The sequence below is a fragment of the Pseudomonas sp. TSO6 genome (genome assembly GCF_056098905.1).
This window is the reverse complement of record NZ_JBLZWV010000012.1, coordinates 92,466-107,528: the sequence shown is the minus strand read 5'-3', so window position 1 is coordinate 107,528 and position 15,063 is coordinate 92,466. Positions and strand designations below refer to the sequence as shown.

General features: G+C 64.0%; 15 protein-coding genes. 6 read left to right on the top strand and 9 right to left on the bottom strand.

Annotation, left to right across the window (positions count from 1 at the left end):
* Nucleotides 1-54 precede the first annotated feature (54 nt).
* A complete protein-coding gene (locus ACN6NG_RS03530) occupies nucleotides 55-957 on the bottom strand; it encodes a DMT family transporter (protein ID WP_061202747.1) in 903 nt (300 codons plus the stop codon).
* A 274-nt stretch (nucleotides 958-1,231) separates the two neighbouring features.
* Here ACN6NG_RS03530 and ACN6NG_RS03525 point away from each other — a divergent pair, with 274 nt between their 5' ends.
* The gene (locus ACN6NG_RS03525) at nucleotides 1,232-2,107 is read left to right on the top strand and encodes a helix-turn-helix domain-containing protein (RefSeq protein ID WP_474312960.1); all 876 of its coding nucleotides are present in this window, start codon (nucleotides 1,232-1,234) and stop codon (nucleotides 2,105-2,107) included.
* A 113-nt stretch (nucleotides 2,108-2,220) separates the two neighbouring features.
* Here ACN6NG_RS03525 and ACN6NG_RS03520 read toward each other — a convergent pair whose 3' ends face one another.
* Genes ACN6NG_RS03520 through ACN6NG_RS03495 form a run of 6 tightly spaced genes read right to left on the bottom strand, consistent with a single transcriptional unit; the run spans nucleotide 2,221 to nucleotide 8,329 of the window.
* On the bottom strand, nucleotides 2,221-4,569 hold the full coding sequence (locus ACN6NG_RS03520; RefSeq protein ID WP_474313000.1) for a TonB-dependent siderophore receptor: 2,349 nt from the start codon (nucleotides 4,567-4,569) through the stop codon (nucleotides 2,221-2,223).
* The gene (locus ACN6NG_RS03515; RefSeq protein ID WP_063422364.1) at nucleotides 4,570-5,550 is read right to left on the bottom strand and encodes a FecR family protein; all 981 of its coding nucleotides are present in this window, start codon (nucleotides 5,548-5,550) and stop codon (nucleotides 4,570-4,572) included.
* On the bottom strand, nucleotides 5,547-6,122 hold the full coding sequence (locus ACN6NG_RS03510; RefSeq protein WP_474312958.1) for an RNA polymerase sigma factor: 576 nt from the start codon (nucleotides 6,120-6,122) through the stop codon (nucleotides 5,547-5,549). Before ACN6NG_RS03510 ends, ACN6NG_RS03515 begins: the two co-directional genes overlap by 4 nt.
* A 4-nt stretch (nucleotides 6,123-6,126) precedes the next feature.
* A complete protein-coding gene (locus ACN6NG_RS03505; RefSeq protein ID WP_016497980.1) occupies nucleotides 6,127-6,453 on the bottom strand; it encodes a DUF3325 domain-containing protein in 327 nt (108 codons plus the stop codon).
* Entirely contained in the window at nucleotides 6,453-8,027 is a 1,575-nt protein-coding gene (locus tag ACN6NG_RS03500; RefSeq protein WP_474312957.1) for a PepSY-associated TM helix domain-containing protein, read from the bottom strand. The genes ACN6NG_RS03505 and ACN6NG_RS03500 overlap by 1 nt, the downstream gene beginning before the upstream one ends.
* The gene (locus ACN6NG_RS03495; RefSeq protein ID WP_474312955.1) at nucleotides 8,024-8,329 is read right to left on the bottom strand and encodes a DUF3649 domain-containing protein; all 306 of its coding nucleotides are present in this window, start codon (nucleotides 8,327-8,329) and stop codon (nucleotides 8,024-8,026) included. The genes ACN6NG_RS03500 and ACN6NG_RS03495 overlap by 4 nt, the downstream gene beginning before the upstream one ends.
* Nucleotides 8,330-8,540: 211 nt before the next feature.
* On the opposite strand from ACN6NG_RS03495, the gene ACN6NG_RS03490 reads away from it, so the two are divergent.
* The 4 genes from ACN6NG_RS03490 to ACN6NG_RS03475 all read left to right on the top strand — a co-directional run bounded on the left by ACN6NG_RS03490 (nucleotide 8,541) and on the right by ACN6NG_RS03475 (nucleotide 13,154).
* Nucleotides 8,541-9,086 (top strand): sigma-70 family RNA polymerase sigma factor, encoded by a 546-nt coding sequence (locus tag ACN6NG_RS03490; protein WP_353455959.1) that lies wholly within the window; start codon nucleotides 8,541-8,543, stop codon nucleotides 9,084-9,086.
* Nucleotides 9,083-10,009, top strand: a complete 927-nt coding sequence (locus ACN6NG_RS03485) for a FecR domain-containing protein (protein WP_474312954.1) — start codon at nucleotides 9,083-9,085, stop codon at nucleotides 10,007-10,009. The genes ACN6NG_RS03490 and ACN6NG_RS03485 overlap by 4 nt, the downstream gene beginning before the upstream one ends.
* A 192-nt stretch (nucleotides 10,010-10,201) precedes the next feature.
* The gene (gene fecA, locus ACN6NG_RS03480) at nucleotides 10,202-12,526 is read left to right on the top strand and encodes a TonB-dependent Fe(3+) dicitrate receptor FecA (protein WP_063422374.1); all 2,325 of its coding nucleotides are present in this window, start codon (nucleotides 10,202-10,204) and stop codon (nucleotides 12,524-12,526) included.
* A gap of 280 nt (nucleotides 12,527-12,806) precedes the next feature.
* Complete coding sequence (locus ACN6NG_RS03475; protein WP_016489041.1) at nucleotides 12,807-13,154, top strand: HPF/RaiA family ribosome-associated protein; 348 nt, start codon at nucleotides 12,807-12,809, stop codon at nucleotides 13,152-13,154.
* A 65-nt stretch (nucleotides 13,155-13,219) separates the two neighbouring features.
* Here ACN6NG_RS03475 and ACN6NG_RS03470 read toward each other — a convergent pair whose 3' ends face one another.
* Together ACN6NG_RS03470 and ACN6NG_RS03465 are read right to left on the bottom strand one after the other, a co-directional pair.
* Nucleotides 13,220-13,627, bottom strand: a complete 408-nt coding sequence (locus tag ACN6NG_RS03470) for a response regulator (protein WP_063422375.1) — start codon at nucleotides 13,625-13,627, stop codon at nucleotides 13,220-13,222.
* 22 nt (nucleotides 13,628-13,649) lie between these two features.
* Complete coding sequence (locus ACN6NG_RS03465; RefSeq protein WP_016497973.1) at nucleotides 13,650-13,820, bottom strand: Flp family type IVb pilin; 171 nt, start codon at nucleotides 13,818-13,820, stop codon at nucleotides 13,650-13,652.
* Nucleotides 13,821-14,112: 292 nt separating this feature from the next.
* On the opposite strand from ACN6NG_RS03465, the gene cpaB reads away from it, so the two are divergent.
* Entirely contained in the window at nucleotides 14,113-15,063 is a 951-nt protein-coding gene (gene cpaB, locus ACN6NG_RS03460; RefSeq protein WP_197899087.1) for a Flp pilus assembly protein CpaB, read from the top strand.

Genomic DNA, 15,063 nt, shown 5'->3' with positions numbered 1-15,063 from the left:
ATACCTGTAGGAGCGGGCAAGCCCGCGAAGAGGCCGGTACAGGCAACAGATTATCTATTTGGCCACCAAAATACCGTCAGCCACCTTGGCCTTGGGCTTGCGAAACACCAGCACATTCCCCGCCATCACCGCCACCAGCCCCAACAAGGCCGGCGCCGTCCACTGATACCCCTCGGCCACCGCCGACACATTCAACGCCACCAACGGGAACAGCACCGTGCAATAGGCTGCCCGCTCCGGCCCCATGCGCCCGACCAGGGTCAGGTAGGCAGTGAAGCCGATCACCGAACCCGGAATAACCAGGTACATCAGCGAACCGATGTAGCGGGTGTTCCACTCCATGGTGAAAGGAATGCCGCTGAACAGGCAATAAACCATCAGCATGGCGGCCCCGTAGACCATGCCCCAGGCATTGGTGGTCATGGGCTTGAGCCCGGCCTTCTGCTGCATGCTCGACAGCATGTTGCCAGCCGAGAAGCACAACGTGCCGAGCAGGGCAAGGCCGAGCCCGAACAAGGTCTCGCGGCTGGCGGCATGGTGGGACAGCTCTGGCCAGAACAACAGCCCCAGGCCGAGCAGGCCCAAGGCACCGCCGCCCAGCACATTGGCGGCGATCTTCTGGCCGAAGAACACCCGCGCGTTAAGTGCGTTCCACAGGGTTGCAGTGGAGAACACCACGGCGATCAGGCCACTGGCAATCCACTGGCTGGCAGTGAGGAAACACATGAAATTGACGCAGAACAGGCACAGGCCCTGGGCCAGGCAGATCTGGTGGCCGCGGCGGTTCATGGGTTGCAGGCGGCGGGTGAGCAGCAGGATGGCGAACAGGATGAGGCCGGCCAGGGCGAAGCGATAGACGATCGAGACCGGGATGGCGACAACGCCCAGCTGGAGCTTCAAGGCGATCCAGGTGGTGCCCCAGATCAGGACGGTAAGCAGGTAGAGTGACAGGTTCATGGGTAGGGCTCCTCAAGCGGTCGTCCATTCACACCGGGGCCGCTTCGCGACCCATCGCCGGCAAGCCAGCTCCCACAGGTACAGTGCCCGGCTTGAGGCAGATGCTGTACCTGTGGGAGCTGGCTTGCCGGCGATCGAGGGCGCAGCCCTCGCCGGTGCCACCAGTGTTTGCCCTGTGTGGCGCCTGGCGCTTGCACAAACTTGCGCTTTTCCTTTGCCGGTAGATGCCACTCGATGCAAGGCGCAGTAGGATGGCTGGCAAGAGGACCCGCCCATGACACCACTCACCCAACTGCAAGTGTTCAACGCCATGCATGCCTCGCCCCACGCCAGGCTGGAGCTGAGCGAGCACCTGGGCGATGGGCTGGCCGCGGCGCTGTGGAGCAACCGCGACGATGCCCGCGACTATCAGGCCCCCACCCACCACACCCTGTCGTGCTACATCGCCGACGGCACCGGCACCTTTCGCCGCCAGCGCCCGGCCGACAAGGGCGCGCCCGGCAAGCTGTGCGTGATGCCGGCCGGGCAGGAATCGAACTGGGTGGTCAATGGTGCAATCCGCCTGGCGCACTTGTATGTCAGCGAGGCGCAGTTCGCCCTGGGCTGCGTGCGCCTGCTCGATCGGGAACCGCGTGAACTGCAGTTGCAGGAAGCGACCTTTCTGGACGACCCGCAACAGGCCGAGCGCTTTCGCCAACTGATCACCCTGGCCTGGGACGAGCCCGGCGAGCGCTTGCTGGCCAGCAGCCTGGCCCACGAGATCGTCGACCATGCGCTGATCAACCAGGTCGGGCTGCGCCAGGGCCTGCGCCTGAAAGGCGGGCTGGCGCCGAACCTGCGCCGGCAACTGGTTGACTACATGGAGGCGCACCTGGACCAGCCGATTACCCTGGGCGAACTGGCCTTGCGCTGCAACCTGTCCGAGTACCACTTTGCGCGCATGTTCCGCAGCAGTTTCGGCCTACCGCCGCACCAGTACCTGCTGGCCCGGCGACTGCACCGGGCCTGCCAGCTGCTGCAGCTGGGCGTGATGCCGCTGGGGGAGATTGCCCTGCTGTGCGGGTTTGCCAGTGCCAGCCATTTCAGTAACCGGTTCAGGCAGGCGCTTGGTGCAACACCTGGGGAATATCGCTCGGCATTCAACGTGTGAAATGGGGCCGCTTTACGGCCCTTTCGCGGCACAAGGCCGCTCCTACAGGGATCATGGTTTCCTTGTAGGAGCGGCCTTGTGCCGCGAAAGGGCTGCAAAACAGCCCCAAATACCTAGAATTCGAAGGTGCTGGACAAACTCACCTGCCGGGCATCACCAATCGCCACAAAGTACTGGTTCACCGCCGAGCTGTAGTAAACCTTGTCGAACAGGTTCTTTACGTTCAGCTGCAAACGCACGTTGTGCTCATCCAGCTTGGTCTCGTAGCTGGCGAACGCATCGGCCACGGTGTACGACGGCAGGTCGAAGGTGTTGGTCGAGTTGCCCGCCCGTTCACCCACGTAACGCGCGCCTGCACCTACACGCAGCTTGTCGCCACCGAACAGGCTGCCGAAGTCGTAAACAGCCGACAGCGAACCACTGTGTTTGGCAACGTTCTGCAAGCGGTTGCCCTCAAGGTCCGGGTCTTTTGTAACCTTGGCATCGGTAAAGGCATAGCTGCCGATCAAGCTCCAGTGGTCGCTGAGCTGGCCGGTCAGGTCAAGCTCCACACCTCTTGAATTGACCTCACCGGCATTGCTGTAGACAGTCTCGCCAGTCCCGCTGTCGAAATTGGCAACCAGCACATTACGCTTGGTGATATCGAACAGCGCCAGCGTACCGGTCAGGCGACCGGGCATGTCCAGCTTGGCGCCCAACTCCCACGACTTGCCTTCCTCAGGTGCAACGGACGCGTCCAGCACCACACCGCCAGTCAGCGGCGCAATGCTGGAATTGGGCTTGAACGACTCGCTGTAACTGCCGTAGAACGACAGCTGTTCATCAACCTTGTAGACGATGCCGGCATGCGGCACCCAGGCCTGGCCGCTGTTATCGGTATTGGCCGTGAACGGGCGGCCGCGGCCGGCGTACTGGTCGAACTGCTGGAAGCGTGCGCCGGCCACCAGGATCCAGTGGTCATCCAGGTGTAACGCGTCCTGCACGAACAGTGCATCGGTGCGCAGCTTGTCGGTCTGGTCGCTGTCGCTGGCACGCACCGTGCTGCCTTCCACTTCCTGGCCGTAGACCGGGTCCACATAGCTGAAAGTGGACTTGGCAGTCTGGCGAATCAGGTCGCCGCGATACACCTTGCGGTCTTCATGGTCGACGCCGAACAACAGGTCATTCTGCATGCCAGCCAATTCCACATTACCGGCCAGGCTCAGGGTAGCGAACTGGTCACGGCTCATGGCGTTGTGGGTGCCGTCGATGCTGCGTGTCAGCGTGCCTTTGGCTTCATTGACGCCGGTCACCCGTACCTGGCTGGCATCATAGGTCTCGCGATTGAAGCTGTAGCCAAAGTGCAGCTTCCAGTCATCGGCCAGCTGATGGTCGACCTCAAGGCGATACAGGTCGGAGCGCCCTTCCATGTCGTTGAACGGCTCGTCCAGGCGGCGCGTGGCGGGGATGTTCAGCGGGTGGCCATTGCTGCCGAACGCTGTGCCCCGGTCGAAGGGGTAGAGAAACTCGCGGTGCTCGTAGGCCAGTACCACCTGGGTGTCTTCGCCCAGCCAGGCCAGCGACGGCGCCACCAGCGATTCGCGGTGCACGCCGTAATTGCGCCAGTAGTCTTCGTCTTCATGGTCGACGATCAAGCGGTAGGCGAAGTTGCTGTCGCCCAGCGCACCAGTACTGTCGAGCCCGCCGCCACTGCCATTCTTGCCGCTGCCGTAGGTCGAGCCGCGCACGTTCAGGGCGTTGTAGTGCTGCAGTTGTGGGCGCTTGCTGACCACGTTGATCACCCCGCCCGGGTCCTGGATGCCGTACAGCAGCGAGGCCGGGCCCTTGAGCACTTCGACCCGCTCGGTGCTGGCGTTGAGGCTACGCCCCTGCACGATGGGCATGCCATCGCGCATGATCGAGCCGTCGCGGTTGTCGCCAAAGCCGCGCTTCATCACCGTGTCGGACGTGCCGCCAAAGTTGTTGCCCTGGGTAATGCCGCTGACGTTGGCCAGCGCATCGTCGAGGTTGCGCGGGGCCTGGTCACGGATAACCTGGGCCGGTACCACGATGATGGCCTGGGGGATGTCCTGGTTCGGCCCCTGCCCGCGCATTATCGAAGCGCTGGCCGGGGGCTGGTAGCTGTAGTCGTCCAGCTGCGAGGTTACGTTGGTGGCCTGCAGGTTGAGGGCGCCTGAGGTGTCGGCGGGTTCGAGGGTCAGGGTGCGTGCGTCGACGCGACGCCAAGCCAGCCCGGTGGTGCCCAGCAGGTGTTGCAGTGCCTGCTCGGCGCTGAAACGGCCATTCAACGCGGGCGCTTGCCCGCCCGGCAGTTCGAGGGTGTAGACCACGCTCTGGCCGGTGGTGCGGCTGAAAGCGTTGAGGGCCTGGGCCAAGGGTTGGGCCGGCTGGGCGAAGGCATAGGCCTGCAACTGCTCGGCGGCGCTTGCCAGAGGGGCGACAGCCAAGGCCGGCACAGGCAGTTACCGAACCAGGGTCAAACGCCCCAACACGGTCTGCCGCGAAAAGCCCATCACCTTACCCAGCGAATCCAGCGCCAGCAGCGGCTCGGCCACCGGGAAACTGCCACTGACCTTGCGCTGCCCCAGTTCGCCATCCAGCAACAGGATGCGCCCCGGGTAATAGCGCCCAAGGTCTTCGACCACCTGCGCCAGCGGCACCTGGTAATAGTTCAGCCACCCCTGGCGCCAGGCCAGGCGGTTTTCACTGTCCACCGCCAGGGTGTCGCCTACCCTGCCTGCGCTGTAGGCCACCTGCTGGTTGGCCGTCAGCTCACGCGCCAGAGTGCCTTGCGCAGGGCTCACGCCCACACGCCCGCTGCGCACCGTCACCTGGGCGCCATCGCCTTGCTCACGCACCTCGAACTGAGTGCCGAGCACCCGCACTTCGCCACCGCCGGCTTCGACCAGGAACGGCTCGCCAGTATGCGTGACCTCGAAGAACGCTGCGCCATGCAACAACCGCACACGGCGCTCTCCCTGGGCAAAATCGACCGCAATGGCGCTGCCGGCATCAAGCGTCACCCGCGACTGGTCGGCCAAAGTCACCTGGCGAACCAGCCCGGCACTGCTGTAGTCGGCCTGCAGGTCCTGCAACCAGTACGCCGGGTGCCAGCCACCGGCAACGGCCACGGCCAGCACCAGGCAGGCCGCCATCGCCAGTGCTGCCACCTGCCGCCACGGCCCGCGGGTCGGCGGCTTGGCCATGGCGTCTAGGTACCGCTGCAGGGCGTCCTGTTCTTCGTCCGCCAGGCGCGCCGCCGGGGCGGCGCTTTTCTGCCACAGCGCCTGGGCCTGTTGGTAGGCGTCACGGTGCACGGGGTCGGCCAGCAACCAGCGCTTGAACGCAGCCCCTTCGGCTTGCGCGGGCTGCTCATTGATGCGGCTGAGCCATTGCAGGGCGGCCTGGGACTGCGCCTCGGTGATCGGGGGCAAACGGCTCATCGACGGGCACTCCCTGTCCGGCGTGGGGTGGACGCGGGCTCGGCAACACTCGCCTTGCACGCTTCAAGGGCGCGCATCATATGCTTTTCCACGGCGCTCTGGGACAGCTGCATGGCCTTGGCAATTTCGCCGTACTTGCAGCCGTGGATGCGGTTGAGCAGAAAGATCTGCCGGGTGCGCTCGGGCAAGGCGCGCAAGGCAGCTTCGATGCGCTGCAGGTCGTGGTCGACCTCCAGCGCCTGCTCCGGCGCCTGAGCCATGGCCGCCTCGTCAATGGGCAAAGCGGCTTCTGCCACGCGTTCGCGGCTGCCTTCACTGCGCAGGTGGTCGATGGCCAGGTTGCCGGCACAGCGCAACAGGTAGGCGTCCAGCGCCTCGACCTTGACCTCGGGGCGGCGCCAGAAACGCAGGAACAGTTCCTGTACCAGGTCTGAAGCCGTGGCGCGGCAGCCAACGCGCCGGCTGACCAGCGCCTCCATGCGCGCCCGTTGGGCCAGAAACACCTGCACGAAACGTGCGCGCCCGCCACTGCTGTCGGCTTCGGGCTCGATGATATCCCCCTGCTCGCTCACAGGTTCACACGGCAAACACGGCCAGCAACGGGCCCAGCACCACGCTGGCGGCGGCCAGGCCCAGCAGCAGACGTGGCTGGTACGGCAGGCCGAACACCCACACGGTCACCCCGGCCATCATCACTGCCGTCCATTCCACCAGGCCATGGGCCCAGCCACGCAGGTGCACGCTGAGGATCAGCGACAGCATCAGCAGCAGCCAGCCGGCAACGCGCAACTGCTGTAACTGCCCGGGGCGCGGCTTGCGCCCGAGCAAATCGCTGAAGTGCTTTTCCATAGCCAGGCACAGGGCGACAAAACCTGCGAATGCAATCAGTGCGTTACCCAGCATCAGCTCACCTGCGCCGTTTCAGTGCCCGCTTTTTTTGCCGCGCGTGGCCGCTTGGCAACCGGTTTGGGGCTGCGCAACATCTTGCCGGCCAGCCAGGCCAGGAACAGGCCAGTACCCAGGGCCGTCAGGTCGAAGCCGGCCATGGCCCAGTCACCCGCCTGCAACGAATGGTTCAAACCCCGGTCGGTGCTCAAGCCATTGAGCAGCGGCAGCAGGGCAAAGGCCAGCGCCCCCAGCGCCAGTTGCTCGCCCCATGCCCGGCGCCCGCTGCGCAGCACGGCATGCACCAGTGACAAACCCCAGGCGATGAAGAAGGCATTGACCTCCCAGCCGGCGCGCCCTTCGACGCCCACCGGGATCAGGCGGTTGGCCCAGAAGAAGCCCGCCACCGCCAGCAGCAGGCCGCTCATGCTGGCGATATTGAGCACCTCGACCAGGCGCAACTCACCCGGCATGTGCGCGCTCTTGGCATGCTTGAGCTGGCGCTTACCCAGCCACATCACCAGCCCGGTGCCGATCACCGCAGTGCCGGCGACGCCAAAGAAGAAATACAGCCAGCGCAGCCAGGGCCCGGCGAAATTGCCCATGTGCAGCCCGGCAAAACTGAAGGCAGTCATCATCGCCCCGCTCTCTGGCTTGCCCTGGCTCAGCAGCGCACCACTGGCGCCGTCGAACGTCCAGTTGGCACTGCGCCGATAAGCCACGTGGTCGGCAGCCGACTGGGTGAAGGTGACGCGGGCATTGCTGTCGCCAGGGTTCTGCACCTGGATGACGCCGATACGCGCGCCCGGTTGCAGTTCCTGGACCTTGGCGTACAGGGTTGGCAGCGCAACCAGCGGCGTGGCCACCTGGGCCGCCTTGGGCGAATCGTCGCGGCCGAACAGGTCGTTGAAGTACTTGCCCGTGTCATTGCCATAGCTGGCCATGATGCCCGCCGGCATCACCATGTACATAAACAGCACCAGGCTGCTGTAACTGATCATCAGGTGGAAGGGCAGCACCAGCACGCCAATGGCGTTGTGCCCGTCCAGCCAGGAACGCTGACCCTTGCCGGGACGGAAGGTGAAGAACTCCTTGAAAATCTTCTTGTGGGTGATGATGCCGGTGACCAGCCCCAGCAGCATGATGAAGGCGCAGAAGGTCGACAGCCAGCGGCCAAACGGGTGCGGCATCTGCAGCTGGAAGTGGAACCGGTAGAAGAACTCGCCCCCCCGGCTGTCGCGTGCTTCCACCGGCAGGCCGGTCTGCGTGTCGAGGGTTTTGTTGACGAAGCCACGCGGCCCGCCGTTGGGGTCGCGATAGCCCACGCTCAGGGCCGCCTCACGCTCGTTGGGCATGTCGATGAACCAGGAGGCGGAATGCCCGGCATTGTCCTGCAGGTATTGCTGGGCCTTGTCCAGGCTGAGGGCCGGGTCCAGGGTATGACTGCGCACCTCGGGCTGCGCCCAGTGGGTGATTTCATCCTTGAAGTACGACAGCGTGCCGGTGAGGAAGATGGCAAACAACAGCCAGCCAAATATCAGGCCGGTCCAGGTGTGCAGCCAGGCCATCGCCTGGCGGAAGCCTTCTTTCATGGGTTTTTCATCCAGTAGGCAACGCCGCTGATCATGCCCAGCAACAGGCTCGGCGCCAACACGCCCAGCCAGGCACGCCAGGCGCTGCGACAGGCAAAGCACCAGATGAATGCCAGCAGGTAGAAGACGAACGACAACAGCAGGCCGGTCAGCGTGGCATCGACCTTAGGCAGGGGCACCACCAGAGCAATGCAGACGCTGGCCATGGACGCCAGCAGATAGCCGCCCAACAGCGCGGCCAGGCTGCGTGAGGCAACGGCCAGCCGATAGCTGAGCGAGAGGCCGGCGGTTTTGCGCGTCATGGCGAAGGTCCGGGCGTTTTCTGGGGCTGCAATAATAATGATTTCAATTCTCACAGGCAAAGAGTTAGCGATGTGTTGCCTGTTCTGGCCCTATCGGCAAGCCAGCCCCCACAGGTATTGCACAGGGCTTGAAGACAGCGGGGTTATGTGGGAGCTGGCTTGCCGGCGATAGGGCCGGTGGAGATTGCCGAGCATTCTGCCCTGCAATACAATGCGAACAATTCTTACTACCAGTTGCGCTACCCGGCGCCGGAGTATCACGGTGCCCAGCGCGCTCACATCCACGGTCGAAGGCCTGTACCACGCCCATCACAACTGGCTCACCGGCTGGTTGCGCCGCCGCCTGGGCTGCCCGCAAAGTGCCGCCGACCTGGCCCAGGACACCTACCTGCGCCTGCTGCAGGCCCGCGAGGCGCCACAGCTGGTCGAGCCGCGTGCGTTCCTTGCAACGGTAGCCAAGCGCGTGCTGTGCAACCACTTTCGCCGCCAGGAACTGGAGCGTGCCTACCTGCAGGCACTGGCACAGGTGCCTGAAGAAGTAGCACCGTGCGAGGAGCAGAAGGCGATCATCCTGGAGACCCTGCTGGAGCTGGACCGCCTGCTGGACGGTTTGCCGTCACTGGTCAAACGCGCCTTCCTGATGGCCCAGGTCGATGGCCTTGGCCAAGGTGAAATTGCGCGTGAACTGGGCATATCGCTGGCCACGGTCAAGCGCTATCTGACCAAGGCGGCCATGCGCTGCTACTTCGCCCAATGAACGCCGCGTTTTCCCCACAGGTGGCGGAGCAAGCCGTGCACTGGCTGATCGAGTCCCAAGGCGATGACTTTGGCCAGGCGCAGCGGTTGGCGCTGGAACACTGGCTGCGGGCCGACCAGGAGCACCAGCGCGCCTGGGCCCATATCCAGCAGGTAAACCAGCGCCTGCGTGGGGTGTCCTCACCGGTGGTGCACGCGACACTGCAAGCCCCCCACTCGCCCGCCCGGCGGCGCGCGCTCAAGGCATTGCTGCTGGTGGGAGTGGCCAGTGCCACCGGTCTGGGGCTGCAACAGCACAACCCGATGCCCGGCCTGATGGCCGACTACCGCAGCCCGGTGGGGCAGCGCCGGCGCATGGGCCTGGAAGATGGCAGCGTGCTGCAACTTAACACCCGCAGTGCCGCCGACGTGCGCTTCGACGGGCAACAGCGCCGGGTGCGGCTGTTCGAGGGCGAACTGGCGCTACAGGTGGCCAGCGATGCCCGGCCGTTGCTGCTGCGTACCGGCGAAGGGGCCTTACGCCTGGACAGCGGGCGCTTCAATGTACGCCAGTTCGATGGCTACAGCCTGGTGTCGGTATTCGAGGGGGTGGCCAGCGTTGCAGGGCAACCGTTACTGGCTGGGCAGCAGGCACGCTTCACGGGTGCCTGGCGGTCGACTTCTGCGCTCGACCGCAATGTGGGCGCCTGGGTCGACGGCATGCTGGTGGCCTCGCAGATGCGCCTGGCGGATTTCCTGGCAGAGCTTGGGCGCTATCGCCACGGGCAGTTGGGGTGCAGCGAGCGGGTCGCCGACTTGCGCATCTCCGGGTCGTATCCGCTGGATGACAGTGAGCGCATCCTGCACATGCTGGAGGTAGCACTGCCAGTGCGGGTGCGACGGTTCACCCGGTACTGGGTGACAGTGGAGCCAACCATCAGTTAAAGCAGGCCTGGCCTCATCGCCGGCAAGCCAGCTCCCACAGGGAATGCACATGACTGAAGGCAAACGCGGTCAAGGTGGGAGCTGGCTTGCCGGCGATGAGGCCGGTACAGGCAAATTATTTTCAATCAAGTGAGCCATTTTCCCAACCTCGCGTGACAGACATGGCAAACCCCCTCTTTCAGGACCCGACCCATGCCGTTGCGCCCCAGCCCCCTCCTCCACGCCCTGCTGCTCACCACCACGCTCGGCCTGGCCATGCCCGCCGCCCAAGCCGAAACCCGCAGCTACCATATCGCCGCCGGCTCGCTTGAAGACGCACTCAACCAGTTTGGCCGCGAAAGCGGTGCGTTGATTTCGTTCGGCTCGCAACTGACCCAAGGCATCAGCACCCAGGGGCTGGACGGCCAGTACGATGTGCGCCAAGGCCTCGACGCGTTGCTGCGCGGCAGCGGCCTGCAGGTGCGGCAGGAAACCGACAATGCCTTCAGCTTGCAGCCAATCGGTAGCCCCGTTGCTGGCGCCCCGGTCGAGCTCGGCGCTTCCACCGTGGTCGGCGACTGGCTGGCAGAAGCGCAGCAGGACAATGTGTTCGAGCACCCAGGCGCCCGCGACGTGGTACGCCGTGAAGAGTTCGAGCGCAGCGGCGCGACCACCGCCCGCGAAGTGCTCAACCGCATCCCCGGGGTGAATGCCCCCGACAACAACGGCACCGGCAGCCACGACCTGGCGCTCAACTTCGGCATACGCGGCCTCAACCCGCGCCTGGCGTCGCGTTCGACCGTGCTGATGGATGGCATCCCGGTGCCGTTCGCCCCGTATGGCCAGCCGCAGCTGTCGCTGGCACCCCTGAGCATGGGCAACATGGACGCCGTGGATGTGGTGCGTGGCGGCGGCGCAGTGCGCTACGGCCCGCAGAACGTCGGCGGCATCGTCAACTTCGTCACCCGGGCGATCCCCGAGCAGGCCACCTTCAAGGCCGCCATGCAAAACCAGATCAGCCCGTCCTCCAGCCACGACGGCTTCAAGAACAGCGCCAACCTGCTGGTCGGCGGCACCAACGACAACGGCCTGGGCGGCGCACTGCTGTACTCCGGCACCCGTGGTGGCGACTGGCGCGAACACAGCGACACACAGATCGACGACCTGATCCTCAAGGGCAAGCTGCAGCTGGACGAAGCCAACAGCCTGCACGCCATGGCCCAGTACTACGAGGGCGAGGCCGACATGCCTGGCGGCCTGAGCACCGCCGACTTCGCTGCCGACCCTTACCAGTCGACCCGCCTGAAGGACAAGTTCTGGGGCCGCCGTACGCTGTTCAACTTCGGCTACGACTACAAGCAGGACGACCGCCAGTTCAGCGTCAACAGCTTCTTCACCAAGACCCTGCGCAGCGGCTACCTGGACCAGGGCAGCTTCGTTTCGCTGTCGCCACGCGAGTACTGGGTGCGCGGCATCGAAACCCGCTTCTCGCAGGGCCTGGCGTTGGGCGATAGCTGGCACGAACTGGGCATTGGCTATCGGTATGTCAACGAAGCCGGCCACGAACTGCGCTTCCGCGAGCCGGTGAACGGCAGCCTGCCGACCACTGCCAGCCGCAACGACCGCGACACCCGTGGCAGCACCGAAGCCCACGCCCTCTACCTGGATGACCGCATCGACATCGGCCGCTGGACCATCACCCCGGGCGTGCGCTACGAGATGATCGACTCCGAGCAGAGCAACAAGCTCAACGGCCAGCGCTACCAGGGCAGCTACAACACCGCGCTGCCAGCGCTCAACGTGATGTACCACCTGACCGACAGCTGGAACCTGTACGCCAACACCGAGGGCTCGTTCGGCAGCGTGCAGTACAGCCAGATGCCCAACCGCGTCAGCAGCGGCGAGGTAAAACCGGAGAAGGCACGCACCTGGGAAGTCGGCACCCGCTACGACAACGGCGACCTGCAGGCCGAGATTGGCGCGTTCCTGATCAACTTCGACAACCAGTACGAAAGCAACCAGACCAACGACTCGGTAATCGCCCGCGGCGAAACCCGTCACCAGGGTATCGAGACCAGCGTCCGCTATGCACTGGACGGCCTGAGCCAGGCCCTGGCCGGCTTCGATGTGCACGCCAGCTATGCGTTCGTTGACGCCACCATCCGCGAGGACGGGCCGAACAAAGGTAACCAGGTGCCGTTCTCGTCGCGGCACAAGGGCAACCTGGGCGTGGGCTACACCGATGGCCCTTGGCAGCTGAACCTGGACGGCAGCTTCCAGAGCAGCCAGTACGCCGACAACGCCAACACCGGCACCGAAAGCGCCGATGGCAGCACCGGACGCATTCCGGGTTACATGCTGGTCAGCACCCGCGCCGGATACGATTTTGGCGCGCAGCTGTCGAACCTGAAGGTGGCGGTGGGCGTGAAGAACCTGTTCAACCGCGAGTACTACACGCGCTCCTACGATGACAACAACAAGGGCAAGTACGTGGGTGAGCCGCGAACGCTGTATGTGCAGACGTCAGCGGAGTTCTGACTGCCATGCAGCCCTGCCCTCTGTAGGAGCAGCCTTGCGCTGCGAAGAGGCCGGCACAGACAAACATCTGTTGAAGGCATGCCGGCCCTTTCGCAGCACAAGGCTGCTCCTACAGAACCCCGCCAGGCATCGATGGATTTGCAACAAGAAATTTATTTTCAAAAAGGGCTTGAATTCGGTCCGCGGTTGCCTGACCTTAGAGTCAAGAGTCGCAGAAATTCCAAGGGTCTCAAGGGCCTAGGCGCGTCTCCATGCGAGCAAGCTGAATAAGGATTGAATCATGCAAATCCAGGTCAACAGCAGCAACCATTTCGAAAGCAACGCCCGTCTCGATCAGTGGGTCCGCAGTACCCTGCAGAGCTCTCTGGAACGTTACGAAGAAGACCTCACCCGCATCGAGGTTCACCTGCGCGACGAGAACGGCGCCAAGCCCGGACCGCATGACAAACGCTGCCAGATGGAGGCTCGCCCCAAAGGCCACCAACCGATTTCCGTGACCCACACTGCCACTTCGGTAGACCAGGCAGTCGACGGCGCCGCTACCAAGCTCAACCACGCGCTGGAACACTTCTACGGCAAGCTGCGCAGCAAGCGCGGCGCCCTGGAACTGAGCGACCCGGACGCCTGACCCCAGCAATAAAAACGCCCGGCCAAGTGCCGGGCGTTTTTATTTAAGGCCATTCAAGGGCTCCCTCAATTCACTACCCTCAGCCTTGGCACGGGGAACAGGTTCTCCAGGGTTGTCAGCAAACGCTTGTGATAAAGCGGCTTGCGGAAAAAGTCCACCACCTGCAGGTGCAACAGTTCGCTGACATCATCCAGGTCGGCCTGCCCGGACATGACAATCACTGGCAGGTGCAGGCGGGCCGTATGCTCGCGCATGCGCCTGATCAAACCGATGCCGCTTTCCTCGGGCATACGCAGGTCGGTGATCACCAGGGCAACATCCGGATGACGGGTAAGCTGTTGCAAGGCAGCCTGTACCGATGTCGCGATCAGGCAGGCGAAACCTTCGTTCTCTAAAAGTTCGGCCAGCTCCAGCAGAACGTCCTGCTCGTCATCCACCAAAAGGATCTGCTGGCGCGAGGAAGCGTTCTGCATGGCGTTGGCTCCTGTTCAATGGTCAAAGGGCATTTTTGATCGTGGTGAAGGTTGCGTTGACCGCCGTGGAGATGTCCCCGACGAATGCCGCCAACACCACTGCAACCATCGTCGCGATGACCGCGTATTCGATACCGGATGCTCCGTCCTTGCGATGCAGGAAGTTCATGCAGTGCAGAATGAACAGTTTCATGGCTCAGCTCCTTGCGGCATGCATGCCGGCGATGGTGGTATCAAAGTGACACCTATTTGCCATCAGCATCGTCAAGCTGGAGAGGTCTGCAAATGTATTAAAGGATTAATTACAAAGTATTAATTACCGAGAATTAACACCCATAAAAATGCTAACCCACTGTATTGCCTCGACTTAATCAAGATCCCGAAAAAAACCACTCCAGCTCATGGCAAATGGTGATGGCTGGGCTACCGTCCTATAGCGAAATAGTGACTTTTTGCCATCAGTCGACGCGTGCAGGGAGGCTGAGATGAGTAGTCGCTTGACCCTGATACTGGCGGCATTCTTCCTGCTGGCAGCACTGCTGGCAGGCTACTGGGGCATTGTGCTCAGCCGCCCTGCGGCCGTGCCTGCACCGGTAACCCCGGCGGGCGAACAACCGGTTGTCGCCGTCGCCCCACCCCCCACCGCGCCACCGGAACCACTGCGTACAGCCGTCGTCGTCCTGCGCAAGGCACTGCCCGCCAATACGCCGGTCACTGAAGACGATGTGCTGATCGAGCGCCTGCAGGTAGCCCCCGCCGGGGCCTACCAGCAAACCGCCCAGGTGATCGGGCGAACCAGCGCCAGGCCACTTGCTGCGGGCACCTGGCTGGATGAGTCCAGCTTCCAGGCCGGCGGCCCGCTGGCGCGGATGATCCGCGCCAACGAGCGCGCCGTGGCAGTCGGTGTGGACGAAGTGGTCGGCGCTGCCGGCCAAGTACGCCCGGGTGACTACGTGGACGTGTTGCTGTTCCTGCGTGAAGAGCCCAACAACCCTCAGTCCTCCGCCCAGGTGGTGCTGCCGGCCTTGCGCGTGCTCAGCGTCGGCGAGCAGACGGGCCTGGCCAACGATGGCCGCCCGGCGCAGACCGCCGAAGAGCAAAAGGCCCGGCGCGAACAGGCCAGCATGAGCGGCAACGGCACCCGCACTGTAGCGCTGGCAGTACCCGAGGCCTTGGCCAGCCGCTTGATGCTGGCTGCCCAGGCCGGCACGTTGCGCCTGGCCGTGCGCAGTGCCGATGAACAACGCCTGGCTCGGTACTGGAACGAGCCCGATACCAAACCGCAGGTAGAAGCCGCCAACCGCGAACTCTACCGCTTCAGCCAGCTGTCCCAGTCGCCGGTGGCCAACGCTGCCAGCCTGGCGGCCAGTAAACCCACACCCGCCATGCACATCATCCGTGGCGCACAGGCTGACGATACGAATAAAACCCCCTGA